16 protein-coding genes are annotated in these 14,599 nt (G+C 69.0%); 11 read left to right on the top strand and 5 right to left on the bottom strand.

Features of this window, described 5'->3' with window-relative positions; all coding sequences use genetic code 11:
- Window positions 1-34 precede the first annotated feature (34 nt).
- The gene (locus ACLQ2O_RS31310) at window positions 35-1,222 is read left to right on the top strand and encodes an amidohydrolase (RefSeq protein ID WP_425838589.1); all 1,188 of its coding nucleotides are present in this window, start codon (window positions 35-37) and stop codon (window positions 1,220-1,222) included.
- Here the strand turns inward: ACLQ2O_RS31310 and ACLQ2O_RS31305 are convergent.
- The 3 genes from ACLQ2O_RS31305 to ACLQ2O_RS31295 all read right to left on the bottom strand — a co-directional run bounded on the left by ACLQ2O_RS31305 (window position 1,219) and on the right by ACLQ2O_RS31295 (window position 4,118).
- The gene (locus ACLQ2O_RS31305; RefSeq protein WP_425838586.1) at window positions 1,219-2,793 is read right to left on the bottom strand and encodes an acyl-CoA mutase large subunit family protein; all 1,575 of its coding nucleotides are present in this window, start codon (window positions 2,791-2,793) and stop codon (window positions 1,219-1,221) included. The genes ACLQ2O_RS31310 and ACLQ2O_RS31305 overlap by 4 nt on opposite strands.
- A gap of 78 nt (window positions 2,794-2,871) precedes the next feature.
- Window positions 2,872-3,198, bottom strand: a complete 327-nt coding sequence (locus ACLQ2O_RS31300) for a HEAT repeat domain-containing protein (protein ID WP_425838583.1) — start codon at window positions 3,196-3,198, stop codon at window positions 2,872-2,874.
- 305 nt (window positions 3,199-3,503) lie between these two features.
- Entirely contained in the window at window positions 3,504-4,118 is a 615-nt protein-coding gene (locus ACLQ2O_RS31295; protein ID WP_425838581.1) for a hypothetical protein, read from the bottom strand.
- A 227-nt stretch (window positions 4,119-4,345) separates the two neighbouring features.
- On the opposite strand from ACLQ2O_RS31295, the gene ACLQ2O_RS31290 reads away from it, so the two are divergent.
- Both ACLQ2O_RS31290 and ACLQ2O_RS31285 read left to right on the top strand, forming a co-directional pair.
- Window positions 4,346-5,509, top strand: a complete 1,164-nt coding sequence (locus tag ACLQ2O_RS31290) for a glycosyltransferase family 4 protein (protein WP_425838578.1) — start codon at window positions 4,346-4,348, stop codon at window positions 5,507-5,509.
- Window positions 5,506-6,648 carry a glycosyltransferase gene (locus ACLQ2O_RS31285; RefSeq protein WP_425838575.1) on the top strand — a complete coding sequence of 381 codons (1,143 nt, stop codon included), beginning with the start codon at window positions 5,506-5,508 and terminating at the stop codon, window positions 6,646-6,648. Before ACLQ2O_RS31290 ends, ACLQ2O_RS31285 begins: the two co-directional genes overlap by 4 nt.
- A 40-nt stretch (window positions 6,649-6,688) precedes the next feature.
- On the opposite strand, the gene ACLQ2O_RS31280 is transcribed toward ACLQ2O_RS31285, so the two are convergent.
- Complete coding sequence (locus ACLQ2O_RS31280) at window positions 6,689-7,504, bottom strand: MBL fold metallo-hydrolase (protein WP_425838572.1); 816 nt, start codon at window positions 7,502-7,504, stop codon at window positions 6,689-6,691.
- A 303-nt stretch (window positions 7,505-7,807) separates the two neighbouring features.
- On the opposite strand from ACLQ2O_RS31280, the gene sdhC reads away from it, so the two are divergent.
- The 5 genes from sdhC (at window position 7,808) to ACLQ2O_RS31255 (ending at window position 11,574) form a co-directional block, all read left to right on the top strand.
- Window positions 7,808-8,185 carry a succinate dehydrogenase, cytochrome b556 subunit gene (sdhC, locus tag ACLQ2O_RS31275; RefSeq protein WP_425838569.1) on the top strand — a complete coding sequence of 126 codons (378 nt, stop codon included), beginning with the start codon at window positions 7,808-7,810 and terminating at the stop codon, window positions 8,183-8,185.
- A gap of 116 nt (window positions 8,186-8,301) precedes the next feature.
- The gene (locus tag ACLQ2O_RS31270) at window positions 8,302-8,763 is read left to right on the top strand and encodes a succinate dehydrogenase hydrophobic membrane anchor subunit (RefSeq protein ID WP_425838566.1); all 462 of its coding nucleotides are present in this window, start codon (window positions 8,302-8,304) and stop codon (window positions 8,761-8,763) included.
- 13 nt (window positions 8,764-8,776) lie between these two features.
- The gene (gene sdhA / locus ACLQ2O_RS31265; RefSeq protein ID WP_425838564.1) at window positions 8,777-10,519 is read left to right on the top strand and encodes a succinate dehydrogenase flavoprotein subunit; all 1,743 of its coding nucleotides are present in this window, start codon (window positions 8,777-8,779) and stop codon (window positions 10,517-10,519) included.
- A complete protein-coding gene (locus ACLQ2O_RS31260; protein ID WP_425838561.1) occupies window positions 10,519-11,223 on the top strand; it encodes a succinate dehydrogenase iron-sulfur subunit in 705 nt (234 codons plus the stop codon). Before sdhA ends, ACLQ2O_RS31260 begins: the two co-directional genes overlap by 1 nt.
- 135 nt (window positions 11,224-11,358) lie before the next feature.
- On the top strand, window positions 11,359-11,574 hold the full coding sequence (locus ACLQ2O_RS31255; RefSeq protein WP_425838558.1) for a hypothetical protein: 216 nt from the start codon (window positions 11,359-11,361) through the stop codon (window positions 11,572-11,574).
- Between the two features lie 67 nt (window positions 11,575-11,641).
- Here the strand turns inward: ACLQ2O_RS31255 and ACLQ2O_RS31250 are convergent, their stop codons facing one another.
- Window positions 11,642-12,061, bottom strand: coding sequence for a hypothetical protein (locus ACLQ2O_RS31250; RefSeq protein WP_425838555.1), 420 nt, complete (start codon window positions 12,059-12,061; stop codon window positions 11,642-11,644).
- A 282-nt stretch (window positions 12,062-12,343) separates the two neighbouring features.
- Here ACLQ2O_RS31250 and ACLQ2O_RS31245 point away from each other — a divergent pair, with 282 nt between their 5' ends.
- The 3 genes from ACLQ2O_RS31245 (at window position 12,344) to ACLQ2O_RS31235 (ending at window position 14,599) form a co-directional block, all read left to right on the top strand.
- Window positions 12,344-12,718, top strand: a complete 375-nt coding sequence (locus tag ACLQ2O_RS31245; protein ID WP_425838552.1) for a peptidase inhibitor family I36 protein — start codon at window positions 12,344-12,346, stop codon at window positions 12,716-12,718.
- 140 nt (window positions 12,719-12,858) lie between these two features.
- Window positions 12,859-13,374 (top strand): RNA polymerase sigma factor, encoded by a 516-nt coding sequence (locus ACLQ2O_RS31240; protein ID WP_425838549.1) that lies wholly within the window; start codon window positions 12,859-12,861, stop codon window positions 13,372-13,374.
- On the top strand, window positions 13,367-14,599 hold the full coding sequence (locus tag ACLQ2O_RS31235; protein WP_425838546.1) for a WD40/YVTN/BNR-like repeat-containing protein: 1,233 nt from the start codon (window positions 13,367-13,369) through the stop codon (window positions 14,597-14,599). Before ACLQ2O_RS31240 ends, ACLQ2O_RS31235 begins: the two co-directional genes overlap by 8 nt.

The raw sequence follows: 14,599 nt of genomic DNA, 5'->3' as shown, positions 1-14,599 counted from the left end.
AGGTGTCCCATCGGCCGGATGAGATGATCGGCCGATGGGAAACTCGCGCCACCTGTTGCTGTCCGACGTCGCGGCTCGCGTCGAGGAGGTGCGGGAGCAGTCGATCGCCGTACGGCGTGACCTGCACGCGCACCCGGAGCTCGGGTGGCACGAGGTGCGCACGACCGAGGTGATCAGGCAACGACTTGTCGACGCGGGGTTGTCGCCGCAGGTGCTGCCGACGGGGACCGGGCTGATCTGCGACATCGGGGCGGGCGACTCCTGCGTGGCGCTGCGGGCGGACATCGACGCGCTGCCGGTGCCGGACGCGGTCGACAACCCGTGGCGCTCCACGATCAACGGCGTCGCGCACGCCTGCGGGCACGACATCCACACGTCGGCTCTCGTCGGTGCGGCGCTCGTGCTGGCCGGGATGGCCCGCGACGGGCTGCTCGACCGGCGGGTGCGGCTGATCTTCCAGCCCGCCGAGGAGGTGATGCCCGGCGGCGCGCTGGGTGTGATCGCCGCCGGCGGTCTGGACGGCGTACGGCGAATCTTCGGGCTGCACTGCGATCCGCGGCTGCAGGTCGGTCAGGTGGGCCTGCGGGTCGGCGCGTTGACCGCTGCGGCCGACCGGATCCTCGTCCGGCTGACCGGTCCGGGCGGGCACACGTCCCGCCCGCACCTGACCGGCGACCTCGTCTACGCCTTGGCGGCGCTGGTCACCGAGCTTCCCGCCGCGCTGTCCCGCCGGGTCGACCCGCGTGCGGGGATGTCGCTGGTCTGGGGCCGGATCACCTCCGGCTCGGCCGCGAACGCGATCCCGGCCCGCGGCGAGGCGGAAGGCACGCTGCGCTGCCTCGACGTGAGTGCCTGGCGGCTGGCCGCCGAGCTGATCCCGGGGCTCGCCGAGCAGCTGGTCGCGCCGTACGGCGTACAGGTGGACACCGAGGTCACCCACGGCGTCCCGCCGGTGATGAACGACGCGGCCGCGATCGAGGTGTTCCGCACCGCGGTCTCGCAGACGCTGGGGGAGGACGCGCTCGCGCAGACCGATCAGAGCCTCGGCGGCGAGGACTTCGCCTGGTACCTCGAGCACGTTCCGGGCGCGATGGCACGGCTCGGCGTACGGCCTGTTGGTCAGGACAGCGCGGCCGACCTGCACACGCCGGGCTTCGACCCGTCCGAGGACGCCATCACCCTCGGGACGAAGGTCCTGGTGTCCTCGGCGCTGCTCGACTAGAACGCATCGGTGGGGACGTAGACGCCCCAGACCTCGCGCAGCGCGTTGCACACCTCGCCGACCGTCGCGCGGGCCTGCAGGGCTTCCTTCATCGGGTAGAGGCAGTTGTCGTTGCCTCGGGCAGCGTTCTGCAGATCGGTCAGCGCCTTGTCGACGGCGGCCTGGTCGCGTTCGGCGCGCAGCTTCTCCAGCCGGGCGACCTGCTGGGCCTCGATCGCCGGGTCGACCCGCAGCGGCTCGTACGGCTCTTCCTCGGCGGCCTTGAACTTGTTGAGCCCGACAACGACCCGCTCGCCGCTGTCGATCTCCAGCGCGATCTTGTACGCCGACCGCTCGATCTCCTGCTTCTGGAAACCCTTCTCGATCGCGGCCACCGCGCCGCCGTACTCCTCGACCTGATCCATCAGCTCCCGCGCCGCGGCCTCGACCTCGTCGGTCAGCGCCTCGACGACGTACGAGCCGGCGAACGGGTCGACGGTCGCGGTCACGTCGGTCTCGTACGCGAGCACCTGCTGGGTGCGCAGCGCGAGCCGGGCCGCCTTCTCGGTCGGCAGGGCGATCGCCTCGTCGTACGAGTTGGTGTGCAGTGACTGCGTGCCACCCAGTACGGCGGCCAGGCCCTGCACGGCGACCCGGACCAGGTTGACCTCGGGCTGCTGCGCGGTGAGCTGCACGCCGGCCGTCTGGGTGTGGAAGCGGAGCATCAGCGACTTCGGGTTCTTGGCGCCGAACTCGTCCCGCATCACCTGCGCCCAGATCCGCCGGGCGGCGCGGAACTTCGCGACCTCCTCCAGCAGCGTCGTCCGGGCGACGAAGAAGAACGACAACCGTGGCGCGAACGTGTCGACGTCGAGCCCCGTGGCGACCGCGGCGCGGACATACTCGATCCCGTCGGCCAGCGTGAACGCGATCTCCTGCGCGGGCGTCGCCCCCGCCTCGGCCATGTGGTAGCCGGAGATCGAGATCGTGTTCCACCGCGGCAGCTCGGCCTGGCAGTAGCCGAAGATGTCGCTGATCAGCCGCAGCGACTCCTTCGGCGGGTAGATGTAGGTGCCGCGAGCGATGTACTCCTTGAGCACGTCGTTCTGGATCGTCCCGGTCAGCTTGTCCCCGCTGACCCCCTGCTCCTCGGCGACGAGTTGGTAGAGCAGCAGCAGCACGGACCCCGGCGCGTTGATCGTCATCGAGGTCGACACCTGGTCCAGCGGGATCTTGTCGAACAGGATCCGCATGTCGTCGATCGAGTCGATCGCGACCCCGACCTTGCCCACCTCGCCGTGCGCCAACTCCGCGTCAGAGTCGTACCCCATCTGCGTAGGCAGATCGAAGGCGACCGACAACCCCATAGTCCCCGCGTCGATCAGCTGGTGATACCGCTGATTCGACTCCTTGGCCGTCCCGAACCCGGCGTACTGCCGCATCGTCCACGGCCGCTGCGTGTACATCGTCGGGTACACACCCCGGGTGAACGGGTACTGCCCCGGCTCCCCCAGCTTCTCCGCCGGATCAAACCCGTCCAGCGGCCCGTACACGGGCTGAAAGTCCGATCCGGACTCGGTCTGATGGCTCATCCCCCCACGGTAAGCCGCCCAGTGCTCCCACTGGTACGCCCCACCCCGTGACATCCAGCACGCACGGTGAGCGGGGTCTCATCTCTGTCCACCCTGGCGAGCCAGCTCCCTGACCGCGAACTCGCGCACCACGGCGTCCTCGGAATCCAGCACCCGCTGGAGCGCCGCAAGGGCCTCTTGCCCCGGCACGGCACCGAGCGCACGTACCGCCTTCCGGGCCAGCGCGCGATTCTCGTCGAACTCCAAGTACGCAGGCACCCACCAGGTCGCGTGGTATAGCGGATCCACCGCAGCAGGATCCTGGAATCGCCCCAGCACCGCGACAACATCCTCATGCTTCACGTGCCAGTCCGCGCCGACCAGCCCAACGAGTAACTCGACATGCTCCGGTCCGAACCCGAACACGCGCACACAATCAATGCGGACTCGACCTCGACAGCGTCTTGACGCTCCATGGCGTCGCGCAACAGCGCCAGCCCAAGCCCGCGTCGGTCATCGGCCCCAAAGCGTCTCAAAAACTCCCCGGGTGACAGTGGGTCCCCTCCCCCAGGGACCCTCACCAGGGAGAACACCAGCCGCTCCTGTGCCGGCGTCACCGCAGTCTCCCCACGCCAGTGCCGCCGTCAGTTCCAAGTCCACGACAAGGGACAGAACCTACGCACCCCGGAAGCGGGCGGACGTCAGCACTCTTCTCTGTCACCCCAAGCCCCTCAGGAATCTCGTCGTTCAACCAGTACTGCGCTGTTCCAGGCGGGTTCGGTGTCGACCGGTACGCCGAGCTGCCGCAGGTAGTGATGAACCATCACGCCGGACAGCCGGTCGGACCTGCGGCGGCGCCGGTACGCGGCGAGATCCTCGAACGCGAACGGTGGGCCGCTCGTTTCGAACACCCAGCGTCCACCGTCGTTCGCGGCGCCGACGGAGCGCCGCAGGGCCAGCGGTGAGTCGGTGTCCGGACCGTAGACCTCGAAGATGCGTGCGGCGTACCCCGGATCGTCGTCGGCGACGTACACGGCACGTACCGCCCGGCAGCCGGACTCGCGTGCGGCGTAACTCGGCAGGATGCCGACATCGGTACCGTTCGGCCCGTTGTTCAGCATCAAGGTCCAGCCGCCTAGTTCCACGAAGGCGTAGCGACTGATGGGTGCCGCCGGAGTCAGCGAGGCAGCGGCGTCCTGAAGCGAGGTCCACTCCGGATCGAGGACTGACCATGCCTCGTCCGAGTCTGCGAACCAGTTGGCGAGCAGCACGTGATCTGCCCGGAAGTAGTCGACCTCCTGGGTCGTGGTTCCGGCAACGCTCGAGGGCAGGGGCGCACTGGTCACTCGAATTCCTTGGAATCGTAGAGGTGGTCGAGCCTAGAGGGCGTGGCCGACAAGTGTCAGTACCTTCGCGGGCGGTCGTGGCGCCCGGTGTTGGGGTGGGCGCTACCGGCGATCGTCTGGGTGTTACCGGGAAGTCACGCGGTGGCCCGGACAGTGTCGACCACCTATCGGCAGCCGGTCATGAAGCTGTCGCCGAGGGTTCACCGGGGGTGGGGAACCTTCGAGGCGTGCGCATCGTGATGGTCGCTGAGTCCTTCCTGCCGCAGATCAATGGCGTGGCGAACACGGTTCGTCATGTCGCCGACCGGTTGCTCGCGCGGGACCACGAGCTGCTGATCATTGCCGCCGGCCCCGGGCCGGACAGTTACCACGGGGTGCGGGTGCTGCGTGCCCGGAGCTTCGGGATCCCTGGGTACAAGGAGTTTCCGGTCGGGCTGCCGGATCCGGGGATCGAGCGGGCGATGGCCGAGTTCCGGCCGGATCTCGTGCATCTCGCGTCGCCGTTCATCTTGGGGGCGTACGGGCTGCGGGCCGCGCGCAAGCTCGGGCTGCCGACGGTGGCGATCTTCCAGACCGACATCGCCGGGTTCGCGCGGCAGTACCCGTGGTTCGCCAAGACCGACCGGGCTGTCTGGGCCTGGCTGCGGCGGACGCACTCGCGCGTCGACCGAACGCTCGCGCCTTCGTCCGCGGCGATGCAGCAGCTGGTCGAGGCCGGCGTACCGCGGGTGCAGCACTGGGGTCGTGGCGTGAACCTCGACCTCTTCGATCCCTCCCACCGGTCGGACCAGTGGCGCCGGGAGATCTCGCCCGACGGCCGGCCGATCGTCGGGTACGTCGGCCGGCTGGCCGCCGAGAAGAAGGTGCGCCGGCTCGCCGAGCTCACCGGGCTCGGTTGCCACGTGGTGGTCGTCGGCGACGGCCCGGACCGCACCTCACTGGAGCACAACTTGCCTGAGGCAACATTTCTGGGGATGCGTCGCGGCGCCGAGCTGGCGTCGATCTTCGCCGGGCTGGACGTGTTCGTGCACACCGGTGAGCACGAGACGTTCTGCCAGACCATCCAGGAGGCGCAGGCCTCCGGGGTCGCCGTGGTCGGCCCGGCCGCCGGTGGGCCGCTGGACCTCATTCAGCCGGGCGAGAACGGGCTGCTGTTCGAGCCGGGCAAGGCCGGTTCGCTCAGGGACGCGGTGGCGTTCCTGCTCGACAACCCCGACGCGCGGGCGTCGATGGCCGCGCACGGGCTGCGTCGCGTGCAGACCCGGACCTGGCCGGCGGTGGTCGACGACCTGGTCGACCGGCACTACGCGGAAGTCCTCGCCGCCCGCCACGAGGCGACCCATGACGACGCGGCCGGCCGTCGTACGGCGAAGGTCCGGTGGGTCGCATGACCCACCTCACGCCGTACGGCGAACGACCGCGCACCTCAGGCCTGCGCATCGCCCAGCTGGCGAACTTCGTCGGCCCCACGTCCGGCGGCATGCGGACCGCGATCGAGCACCTCGGCCAGGGCTACGTCGAGGCCGGCGCCGAACGGATCCTGATCACCCCGGGCGAACGCGACAGCGTGACCCGGACCGAGCACGGCACGATCGTCCGGATGAAGGCGCCGAAGGTCGGCGGCGGCTACCGCCTCATCACCGACCCGTGGCGGGTGATCGAGACGCTGGAGCGCTTCGAGCCGACCACGGTCGAGATCTCCGACAAGTCGACGCTGCTGCCGGTCGCGCGCTGGGCCAAGAAGAACGACATCGGCTCGGTGCTGTTCAGCCACGAACGCCTGGACGCGATGCTGTCGCTCAGGACCGGACGGCAACTAGGTGTTGCGGCCGGAGTCGGCGCGCTCTACAAGCTGCTCAGCCGTACGTACGACGCTGTAGTGGTCACGTCCAGATATGCCGCCGCCGAGTTCGACGAGGTCACCACCCCGCTGATCCGGATCCCGCTCGGCGTGGACCTGGAGACCTTCCACCCGTCCCGCGCCGAGCCGGCCGACGACGGCCTGCTCAAGCTCGTGCACGCCGGCCGTCTGTCGCGGGAGAAGAGCCCGCACCTCGCGGTCGCGACGGCCGCCGAGCTGCACCGCCGCGGCGTACCGCTGCGGATGGACGTGTACGGATCAGGCCCGCACCTCGACGAGCTGATCGCGATCGCCGGCAGCGCGCCCGTCCACTTCCACGGGTACGTCGACGGCCGGACGACGCTGGCCCGGCACCTCGCCGAGGCCGACATCGCCCTGTCCGTCTGCCCGGGCGAGACGTTCGGCCTGGCCGTGCTCGAAGCACTCGCGGCCGGCACCCCGGTCGTCACCGCGAACACCGGCGGTGCCCGCGAGCTGGTCGACCCGACCTGCGGCCGCTGGGCTCCGGCGAACCCGAAGGCACTCGCGGACGCCGTACAGGAACTGATGACCGTGCCCGGCCGCAGAGCCGCGGCCCGGAAGCGGGCCGAGCTCTACGGCTGGGACTCCTGCGTGCAGCACATGCTCAGGCTGCACACCCAGCTCACCCAGGGCAGGCTCGCGGCCTAGCGGCTGAGCCCGCTCCGGGCGGGCTCAGCACCTGCCCGGCTCAGGTCAGGTGGTCGTAGTCCCCGCGGACCCACGCAGCATGCCGGTCCGCGGAGAAGCGGACGACCTGCTTGGCGTCGACCGGGATCGCGCCGCCGAAGTTGCCGTACAGGCGGTCGTACGGGAAGACGTCCAGCGCCTTCGCGACCCGGTCGACCACGGCACCCGAGAGCGGGACCCGGTTCGGGTACGAGCGCATGAAGCTCACCGAGGTCCGGTCCGGGTTCGCGAACAAGGTGTCCCCGGCAAGGATCACACCCTTGCCCTCGGCCCCTTCCGCCCAGTGCACGACGGCGCTCCCCGGGAAGTGCCCACCGGGCTGGATCAGCGTCACACCCGGGAGCAGGTCGAGCTGCCCCGACCAGGTCCGGATCGCCGGGTCCTGCCGTGCGACCCACTCGGCATCGACTTCGGACACGTAAACCGGTACGCCGCCGAGGCGCTTGCTCCACTCCACCTGTACGCCGTACATGTGCGGGTGACTCGCCACGATCGCCTTCACCTCGCCGAGCGCCCGCACCGCCTCGACGGCCGCGTCGTCCACGTACCCGATCGGGTCCCAGAGCAGGTTGCCCTCACCGGTCTGCACGAGCATCGACTGCTGGCCGATCCCCGCGCCCGGCTCGGAGGTGATCCCGTGCAGGCCGGGCTCGACCTCCTCGAGCTTCACCGTGTAGCCGGCCGCGGCCAGCTCCTCCAGCGTGGTCCAGTGCTGGCCGTCGGCCGGCACCCACTGCCGCTCGTCGGCGCAGATCGCGCAGACCTCGACCTGCTCGCTGTGCTCGACCGCGCAGGTCGCACAGATCCAGAAGTTCACCGTTCGTCCCCTCTCCGTGGCTTCCCAGCCAACACCGTCCTGCCGACAGTAGGCCCGGAAAGGGCGCTTCGGCCGGGCCGATCCGGTGAGAATCACGCGGTCCAGTGAGCCCGATCACTGCCCGCGACACCTGGGAGATCGATGTCACATGAGGACCGTCAGGAAAGGGTTCGGCACAGCGATAGCATCAGAAACGGTCTGGTTCCCTTCCGGACCGAGCCGATCGCGGCCAGCTGCTGAGTCCCCCGCCCCCTGGAGTCGCGTCCGACGGCTCTCGGTCTGTCGTCCGATCGGAGGATCGGTTTGCCCAGCAAACCAGCCGGCACCCTGTACCGCGGCCGCGAGGGCATGTGGTCGTGGGTGGCGCACCGGATCACCGGCGTCGGGATCTTCTTCTTCCTGCTGGTGCACGTGCTCGACACCGCGCTGGTCCGGGTCTCCCCGGAGGCGTACAACGAGGTGATCGGCACCTACAAGAACCCGGTCGTCGGCGTGATGGAGGTCGGTCTGGTCGCGGCGATCCTGTTCCACGCCTTCAACGGCATCCGGCTGATCCTGGTGGACTTCTGGGCCAAGGGCCCGCGCTACCAGCGCCAGCTGATGATCGGCGTCGGCGTCGTCTGGGTCGTGCTGTTCGTGCCCTTCGTGATCCGTCACCTGATGCACGTCTTCGGAGGCTGAGCTGTGTCATTTCCTCGCCTCCGGCTCGGAGGGTCATCGGGCTTGGTCTCCCGGTCTTCCCTCGTCGCTTCAGTCGCTTCGCTCCCTACGCTCCTCAGTCCAGACCGGGAGGCCCGATGACCACGCCGGAAATCGCTCAGCCACGTTCTTCGAGTAGATCTCGCTCGCTCAAGGGCGGCGGCCGCAACCGGTCCGGACAGACCAACTTCGAGCTGTACGGCTGGCTGTTCATGCGGCTGTCCGGCCTGGCGCTCGTCGTACTGGTGCTCGGCCACCTGTTCGTCAACCTGATGCTCGGCGGCGGCATCACCGCGCTCGACTTCGGTTTCGTGGCCGGCAAGTGGGCCAACCCGCTGTGGCAGGTCTGGGACCTGCTGATGCTGTGGCTGGCGATGCTGCACGGCACCAACGGGATGCGCACGATCATCAACGACTACGCCGAGAAGGACCAGACCAGGTTCTGGCTGAAGGCCCTGCTGATCACCGCCTCGATCGTGATCGTCGTGCTCGGCACCCTGGTGATCTTCACCTTCGACCCCTGCCTAGACCCGAACAGCACGCTGTCGGTCTGCAAGTAAGGAAACCTTCGATATGCAGCGGCACCAGTACGACGTAGTGATCGTCGGTGCGGGCGGAGCGGGCATGCGCGCCGCCCTGGAGTCCAGCAAACGGACCCGGACCGCGGTGCTCACCAAGCTCTACCCGACCCGGTCGCACACCGGCGCGGCCCAGGGCGGCATGTGCGCCGCGCTGGCCAACGTCGAGGAGGACAACTGGGAGTGGCACACCTTCGACACGGTCAAGGGCGGTGACTTCCTGGTCGACCAGGATGCGGCCGAGGTGATGTGCCGCGAGGCCGTCGACGCGGTGCTCGACCTGGAGAAGATGGGCCTGCCGTTCAACCGGACGGCCGAGGGCAAGATCGACCAGCGCTTCTTCGGCGGCCACACCCGCAACCACGGCGAGGCCGTCGTACGGCGCTCCTGCTTCGCCGCGGACCGCACCGGCCACATGATCCTGCAGACGCTGTACCAGCAGTGCATCAAGCAGAACGTGGAGTTCTTCAACGAGTTCTACGTGCTCGACCTGCTGATGGTCGGCGGCCGCTCGACCGGTGTCGTGGCCTACGAGCTGGCCACCGGTGAGCTGCACATCTTCTCGGCCAAGTCGGTCATCTTCGCTTCCGGCGGCTTCGGCAAGGTCTTCCGTACGACGTCCAACGCGCACACCCTGACCGGCGACGGCATGGGCATCGTGTGGCGCAAGGGCCTGCCGCTGGAGGACATGGAGTTCTTCCAGTTCCACCCGACCGGCCTGGCCGGCCTCGGCGTGCTGCTGTCGGAGGCCGCTCGCGGTGAGGGCGGAATCCTGCGCAACAAGGACAACGAGCGCTTCATGGAACGCTACGCGCCGACCGTGAAGGACCTGGCGCCCCGCGACATGGTCGCTCGCGCGATGGCCAACGAGGTCCGCGAGGGGCGCGGCTGCGGCCCGGACGGCGCGTACGTGATGCTCGACCTGACCCACCTCGAGCCCGCGCACATCGACGCGAAGCTGCCCGACATCACCGAGTTCGCCCGGACCTACCTCGGCGTCGAGCCGTACACCGAGCAGATCCCGGTCTTCCCGACCGCGCACTACGCGATGGGCGGCATCCCGACCAACATCCGCGGCGAGGCGCTGGCCAACAACGACGACGTCATCCCCGGCCTGTACGCCGCCGGCGAGGTCGCCTGCGTGTCCGTGCACGGCGCGAACCGCCTCGGCACGAACTCGCTGCTCGACATCAACGTGTTCGGCCGCCGGGCCGGTATCGCGGCCGCGGAGTACGCCGAGACCGCCGAGTTCGAGGAGCTGCCGGAGCAGCCCGAGGACTTCGTCGTCGACCTGGTCGAGGGGCTGCGCAACGCCACCGGCGGGGAGCGGGTGGCCGCGATCCGGACCGACCTGCAAGCCACGATGGACATCAACGCGCAGGTGTACCGGACCGAGGGCTCGCTGAAACAGGCGCTGCTCGACATCGAGGGCCTGAAGACCCGGTTCGCCAACGTCGCCGTACAGGACAAGGGCAAGCGGTTCAACACCGATCTGCTCGAGGCCGTCGAGCTGGGCTTCCTGCTGGACCTGGCCGAGGTGCTGGTGTTCTCCGCGCTGGAGCGCAAGGAGTCCCGCGGCGGGCACTTCCGCGAGGACTACGACAAGCGCGACGACGTGAACTTCATGCGGCACACGATGGCCTACCGCGAAGTCGATGCCGAAGGCAACATCAACATCAGGCTGGACTACAAGCCGGTCGTCCAGACTCGCTACAAGCCGATGGAGCGCAAGTACTGATGGACGTCAAGGTCAAGATCCTCCGCTACAACCCGGAGGTCACCGAGGACTCCGAGTGGATCACCTACTCCGTCACCCTCCAGCCGGGCGACCGCGTGCTCGACGCGCTGCACAAGATCAAGTGGGAGCAGGACGGCACGCTGACCTTCCGCCGTTCCTGCGCGCACGGGGTCTGCGGCTCGGACGCGATGCGGATCAACGGCCGCAACCGGCTGGCCTGCAAGACCCTGATCAAGGACCTGAACCCGGACAAGGAGATCATTGTCGAGCCCATCAAGGGCCTGCCGGTGCTCAAGGACCTGGTCGTCGACATGGAGCCGTTCTTCGACGCCTACCGCGCCGTGATGCCGTTCCTGGTCACCGACGGGCACGAGCCGAGCCGGGAGCGGATCCAGTCCCAGTCCGACCGGGAGCGCTTCGACGACACCACCAAGTGCATCCTCTGCGCGGCCTGTACGACGTCCTGCCCGGTGTTCTGGTCCGACGGCCAGTACTTCGGCCCGCAGGCGATCGTCGGCGCGCACCGGTTCATCTTCGACAGCCGCGACGAGGGCACCGAGCAGCGGCTGGAGATCCTGAACGACAAGGAAGGCGTCTGGCGCTGCCGGACCACCTTCAACTGCACCGACGCCTGTCCCCGCGGCATCGAGGTCACCAAGGCGATCCAGGAGGTCAAGCGCGCGCTGATCTTCCGCCGCGTCTGAGCTGTCCTTTCCAGCGGCCGGCTCCCGTCGTACGGCGGGAACCGGCCGTTGCGCATTTGTGAGGTTTGCCGGGGACGGCAGCTGGTAACCATGTCCCGTTGGGTACAGAACTGTCGCCCGCTGCACCTTTTGATGATGGGGAAGGTACTTCCCGTGCTCACGACGCTCGACGCTCGACCGTCCACTGCCACCGACCAGCCGGCCGCCCCGCACGCCGCCCTCTACGCCCTCGTGGACCGCCCGCGCCGCCACTGGCTCCGCCTCGACCGCCGCTGGCTCGCCGAGGTCCTGGTCGCCGCCGTCGCCCTGACGCTGGCCGTCACCGCGTTCGCCCTCGGCAGCCAGTTCTAGCCCTTCTCTTCCGACGACGGCCGGCCGGCCCTTGCCGGCCGGCCGGCCGTCGTACGTTCGGGACCTCTCAGTTGCGGATGACGTTCTGCTGCTCGCTGCAGTCCTTCGCGTCACCGATGCCGGTGTAGCAGATCTGGACCCGGACCCGGTCCGGGCTGCCGGCCATCACGAACCGGTAGGACTTGCTGAGGTGTTCCGAGGTCCGGGTCTGGGTGCCGATCTTCTTGCTGCCGCGGAAGGTCTCGAAGGAGACCGTCGCGTAGGCCGCCGAGTCGAAGTCGTACACGGTGCCGCTGATCGTCGCGTTCCGGCTGGTCCAGGCGACGCCGCCGTAGGCCCGCTGGTAGCAGTTGGACAGACAGACCGCGAACCTGTCGTTGGCGTACTGCGCGCTCTGCGTCGCGGCGGTCGCCACCGTCTGCCCGGTCACCGCCACCGCGGCCGCCGCCGCGAGCACCGCCACACCACGCCGTACTGATCCCGTCACTGCGACTCTCCCCTGCTCCGAGTTTGTTGCCGTCGGCCCCTAGTCTGCCTGCTGAGCACACCAGGTGACCACTCGATTGCAGGAAGTGACATCGACTGGGCTCTTTCACGCGCGCGTACCCCTCCGGGCGCGGGTGAACATGTCGACCAGGCAACGATCGGTCGGCGTCCGGATCTCGGGACGAGCACGGGCGTGTGCCGACAGTCAGCTGACAGTGGACTGACACCGGGAAGTCCTTGGCTGGAAGGCGTTCCGTTAGATCCGCTGACATGAAGGAGCGACATGTACCGCAAGCGTGTAGCAGCCACTCTGGTGTGTGGACTCGCCGTCGCGGGGTTCGGCGCCATCAGCCCGGCGAACGCCGCGGAGAACGCGCCGGCGGCCGGCAACGTCCGGATGTGGGAGGACCCGGACTTCACCGGCAGCCAGTACGTCGACGCGACGCCGGCCAACTGCCCGGACGGCTGCGACATCGACGGGTGGGACGGCGACAACGAGATCTCGTCGGTCCGCAACGAGACCACCTGCACGATCCGTCTGTACGCCGACGACAACTTCGGCGGCCGTTCGGTCGACCTGGCGCCGAACAAGTCCTACTCCAACCTGGAGCAGGTCGGCTTCGACAACGACGCGGAGAGCTTCCAGTTCGTCTGCTGACCTGATCAATGCGGCGCCCCGGAGACCCGTCGGTCTCCGGGGCGCGGTGCTGTGCTCCTGCAACAACCGGCAGTACCTGCAACCAACCTGCCACCCCCAGGAGTCGTCCCACCGTGAACAGCGAACAGGGGTGGGTGTGAATGACTCAGGACGAGAGCCTGCGGGACCTGTACGACGGCTGCTACCGCCGGCTGGTCGCGCAGCTGTACGCGATCTGCGGGAACCTCGGCGAGGCCGAGGACGCCGTCCAGGAGGCGTTCGTCCGGGCAGTGGAGAAGCCACGCCGGTTCGCCGCTGTCGACAACCCGGAGGCCTGGTTGCGGGTGGTCGCGCTGAACGTGGTGCGCAGCCGCTTCCGCCGGTTGAGCCGGTACCGCGGGCTGCTCGCCAAGGAGGCTGCCTCGACGCCGGCGACCGACGTACCGGGTCTGTCACCTGATCACGTCCACCTGGTCGACGCGCTGCGGCAACTGCCGCTGGAGCAGCGGGAGGCGATCACGCTGCACCACATCGTCGACCTGCCGGTCCGGGAGGTCGCGCTCCAGCTCGGGGTGCCGGAAGGCACGGTCAAAGCCCGGCTGACGCGGGGGCGGGCACGGCTCGCACCACTGGTCCAGGAGTTCGCCGACGACATCGAGGAGGTCGGTCATGTCTGAGCTGAAGGAACTGTCCTGGTCGGTGCAGGAGGCCGTTCGGCCGGTGCCGTTCGAGCAGCTCGTACGCCGCGGCGTACGGCGTCGACGCCGTCGGCAGGCCCTGACCGGAGCTGGGGTGGCGGCCGTCGTGGCGGCCGTCATCCTCTCGGTGGTGCTGCCGTTCAGTGGCGCGAACAAGACACAGCCGGTCGCACCGGCGCCGACCACACCGGGCACTGCATCGCCGGAGCCCGAGACGTTGATCCAGGGCAGGAACGCCAAGCTCGAGTCCGCCACCGTGGTGACGCCCCAGCGCTGGTCGTCCTCCTGGGCGGACTGCACCGGCGGCCCCTGCCGGTACGCCGCCAAGGTCACACGCGACGGGCAGTCCGCGACGACGCCGATCCGCCCGTCGAAGGTGACCACCCTGCGCATCGGTGACGAAGCCGTGGCCGTCGCCGGGCCGACCGGCCAGACGTTCACCGCCGAGGACCCGAGCTGGTCGCAGACGATCCTGCTCCGGCTCACCGGCCAGGAAGAGCTGCGCACCGTCCTGCGGTACGCCGTACCGACCAGGACCTTCACGGCCGGCGAGATCCTCACCGGCGAACTCCGTCCCGGCGGGCAGCTGCTTGTCCTCAACCTCAAGAACTCGACCCTGCGCCGGCTCGAGATCGACGGGCAGACCAATCCCCGCTCGCCGGTGCAGGACTCGACCGGGCGCTGGTGGGTGATCACCGGTGAGTTCCCCAGCGGGTCGCGCAGCGAGGTCGCCTGGACCGACGACGGCGGCCGGACCTGGGAGCACGCGCTCCTGGACTCCCAGAACCCGGGCACCGCGCTGTCCGTCAGCGAGAACGGGCAGACGGTGGTCGCGACCTCGTGGGGTGACGGCGCGACGCTGGAGAAGATCGAGGCCGTGCGCCTGTCCACCGACGCCGGCCGGACCTGGCGAACGGTGCAGGACCCGCCGGACTTCCGGGACGGCGGCCCGGTGGCCTTCAACGACGGCACAGCGCTGCTGATCGCTCGCGAGAGAGACGAGAACAAGCCGTCCGGCTACCGGATCGACCCGAGTGGCAGCTTCAGCCAACCGTCCGCGGTCGCGACCCTGAGCACTCTGCAGGGCGACGGCAAGTTCCTCTACGGACTGACAGCCACCGGTCCGTTGAACTGGGACCCCGGCCAGTCGGTTGCCACCAGCACCGACCGGGGCGCCCACTGGACGACCTTCTCCCCAAGGTGA

Source organism: Kribbella sp. DT2 (genome assembly GCF_049844575.1).
GTDB lineage: Bacteria > Actinomycetota > Actinomycetes > Propionibacteriales > Kribbellaceae > Kribbella.
This window is presented reverse-complemented; position numbering and strand designations above follow the sequence as displayed.

What these genes read in the sequence shown, in the direction of transcription:
- ACLQ2O_RS31310 (WP_425838589.1), top strand. Translation starts at nt 35, where the DNA reads ATGGGAAACTCGCGCCACCTGTTGCTGTCCGACGTCGCGGCTCGCGTC.
- ACLQ2O_RS31305 (WP_425838586.1), bottom strand. Translation starts at nt 2,793, where the DNA reads ATGAGCCATCAGACCGAGTCCGGATCGGACTTTCAGCCCGTGTACGGG.
- ACLQ2O_RS31285 (WP_425838575.1), top strand. Translation starts at nt 5,506, where the DNA reads ATGACCCACCTCACGCCGTACGGCGAACGACCGCGCACCTCAGGCCTG.
- ACLQ2O_RS31270 (WP_425838566.1), top strand. Translation starts at nt 8,302, where the DNA reads ATGACCACGCCGGAAATCGCTCAGCCACGTTCTTCGAGTAGATCTCGC.
- sdhA (WP_425838564.1), top strand. Translation starts at nt 8,777, where the DNA reads ATGCAGCGGCACCAGTACGACGTAGTGATCGTCGGTGCGGGCGGAGCG.
- ACLQ2O_RS31260 (WP_425838561.1), top strand. Translation starts at nt 10,519, where the DNA reads ATGGACGTCAAGGTCAAGATCCTCCGCTACAACCCGGAGGTCACCGAG.
- ACLQ2O_RS31255 (WP_425838558.1), top strand. Translation starts at nt 11,359, where the DNA reads ATGGGGAAGGTACTTCCCGTGCTCACGACGCTCGACGCTCGACCGTCC.
- ACLQ2O_RS31245 (WP_425838552.1), top strand. Translation starts at nt 12,344, where the DNA reads ATGTACCGCAAGCGTGTAGCAGCCACTCTGGTGTGTGGACTCGCCGTC.
- ACLQ2O_RS31240 (WP_425838549.1), top strand. Translation starts at nt 12,859, where the DNA reads ATGACTCAGGACGAGAGCCTGCGGGACCTGTACGACGGCTGCTACCGC.
- ACLQ2O_RS31235 (WP_425838546.1), top strand. Translation starts at nt 13,367, where the DNA reads ATGTCTGAGCTGAAGGAACTGTCCTGGTCGGTGCAGGAGGCCGTTCGG.